The sequence below is a fragment of the Actinomadura latina NBRC 106108 genome (assembly GCF_001552195.1).
In the GTDB taxonomy this organism is placed as follows: Bacteria; Actinomycetota; Actinomycetes; order Streptosporangiales; family Streptosporangiaceae; genus Spirillospora; species Spirillospora latina.
In genome coordinates, this window is sequence record NZ_BCQS01000060.1 from 1 (window position 1) to 2,278 (window position 2,278).

General features: G+C 71.3%; 3 protein-coding genes. 1 reads left to right on the plus strand and 2 read right to left on the minus strand.

What is annotated here, in order from left to right; genetic code table 11:
* Positions 1-188: 188 nt before the first annotated feature.
* Both AL2_RS35760 and AL2_RS35765 read right to left on the minus strand, forming a co-directional pair.
* Entirely contained in the window at positions 189-1,103 is a 915-nt protein-coding gene (locus tag AL2_RS35760) for an STAS domain-containing protein (RefSeq protein ID WP_157438584.1), read from the minus strand.
* 3 nt (positions 1,104-1,106) lie between these two features.
* Positions 1,107-1,427 carry a hypothetical protein gene (locus tag AL2_RS35765; protein WP_157438585.1) on the minus strand — a complete coding sequence of 107 codons (321 nt, stop codon included), beginning with the start codon at positions 1,425-1,427 and terminating at the stop codon, positions 1,107-1,109.
* Positions 1,428-1,822: 395 nt separating this feature from the next.
* On the opposite strand from AL2_RS35765, the gene AL2_RS35770 reads away from it, so the two are divergent.
* Positions 1,823-2,278 (plus strand): alpha-amylase family glycosyl hydrolase (locus tag AL2_RS35770; protein WP_245667137.1); only part of this gene is annotated, 456 nt, incomplete at its 3' end.

Consider the following 2,278-nt stretch of genomic DNA (forward strand, 5'->3'; position numbering starts at 1 on the left):
GCGCCTCGATCCGCACACGAAGCCCGCACACATCCTCACGTTCCAGCGGAACGACGGACATGTGCGGGCCAGTGGGAGCCGCCGGTCCGACGGGACCATGGCCGGGGCGGACGGGACGACTGCGAGGTCGCGCCGGGGTTCGCCGCGGCCCGTCCGGAACCGGCGCCGGACGAGCGGCAGCTGAGCCGTCAGGCCGATTCGGCACCTGCGAGCAGGCGGTCCTCGATGGACCGGCAGCCGGTGAACACCGAGCCCAGGCCCTCCCGGTCGATGATCTCCCGGAGCCGGGCCGGCAGCGCGGGCAGCGCCAGGCAGCCGCCCTCGGCGGCGACGCGCCAGCGGATGCCGAGCAGGATCGGCAGCGGGTCGCAGCGGATCCCGAGCCGCTCGTGCATCCGCACCATCAGGTGCCGCAGGTTCCCCTCGACCAGCGTGGTCAGCGTCTCCCCGAGCCGCGGCACCGTGACATCGTCCAGCACCCCGGACAGGTGGACGACCGTGTGGTCTCCGTCCCCCGCCTCATGCGTGGTGATCATCAGTTCGGACGGAGCGGGCGGCGTCGGGGTCAGCCCGGCGTCGCCCGGGTGCAGGGCGCGGATGGCGTCGAGCACGTGCGTGGTGTCGACGTCGCCCGCCGTCCCCGCCGGGACGGGCGTGCCCGTCGCCGCCGCGACGTCCGGGAACACCGGGACGAGCTGCGCCAGCCCGGTCAGGTGCAGCGCCCGCCGCACATGCGCGGACAGCGCGGGCACCACGGCCCGCAGCGGGCAGCCGAGAAGCTGCGCCCGCGTCTCGGCGCGGGCCAGCAGGACGAGCCCCGCCGCGTCCAGCAGCACGGCGTCACCGAAGTCGACGACGACGCACGTGCGCCGCCGCCCCCGCGGCGCGCCGCCGACGACCGGAGACCCCGCCATGGACCCTGCCGCCATGGACCCTGCCGCCATGGACCCTGCCGCCATGGACCCTGCCGCCATGGACAGGGCCCTGCTCACGCCCTCGCGGATGCCCGCGTAGTTCTGCCAGCTGATCTGCGCGGGCAGGCTCAGCACGATGAACCCTCGCCGGGTCTCGATGCTCAGGCCCGGCATGGTCGTGTCCTTCATACGTCACATCCCGATCGGGGTTCTGGCGGCCGCGCGAGCGGGCCGGGGCGGGGCGGTCAGGGTGGAGCCGGGCGGTCTGGACACCGTCGGGCCGTCCGGATAGGGCGGCCGGCCGCCGCGCACCACGCCCGTCAGCCGGGACGCCGCGAGGCGCTCGATGGTCCGTTCCTCGGGCCGCACCCCGAGATGGGTGCAGCAGCACCACAGGTCGTCGACGCAGCGGCGCACGTTCTCAGCCGGAATGTCGGCGAAGCGAACGCGCAGCCGCGCCACGAGCTCATCGCGTGTCGGTACGACCGATGGCGACTTCTCCCAGCGCTCCACTGTCCCTCCGATCGCTTGGACGGACGCTTTCCGTCCGAACGGATCAGAACCCGCCGGTCAGGCGGGTTCTGAGCTTGGAAATGACCTACCCGAGGCCTGCGGCAGAAAAAGCGACGAACCTAAAAACACGGACATGACACAACCGTCGCGCGGCAAGTCTTCCGGAGCCGCGACGCCAGCGAACGAGCCGTGCACAGCCGAGTTTTTGCGCGACTTTCCCGCCCCGTGCCCCGGCCGCTGACGGGTGCTGACCATCGGCCCGCGGGAACCGGCCGCCGCCGAAGCGGTCACAGAGCGTACAGAAGTTTTTACGGATGGTTGCCTGTCGTGAACGTCTCCGGCGCCGGTGGCGGGAATTGCTGATCTAGATGTCTCCAACACACCCGGGGTGACCCATGCACGGCCAGCCGAAGAACACCGCCCGCAGCACGTCCGACCAGGTCACCCAGCCGGAGGCGGACATCGGGCCCGCCCGGGAGACGAACAGGGACGCGGCCGGGGACGCTCCCAGGGGCGTGAACGAGGCGAGGGCCGGTGCGCCGTCCGCCGGTGCGGTCCCCGACCCGTTCGACGAGGAGACGCCGAACACCCCCCACTGGTTCAAGACGGCGGTGTTCTACGAGGTGTCGGTGCGGGGGTTCGCCGACTCCAACAACGACGGCTACGGCGACCTGCGCGGACTGATCTCCAGACTCGACCATCTGCAATGGCTGGGCATCGACTGCCTGTGGCTGCTGCCCATCTACCATTCACCGCTCAAAGACGGCGGCTACGACATCGCGAACTACACCAGCATCCTGCCCGACTTCGGGGAACTCGGCGACTTCGTGGAACTCATCGAGCAGGCCCAT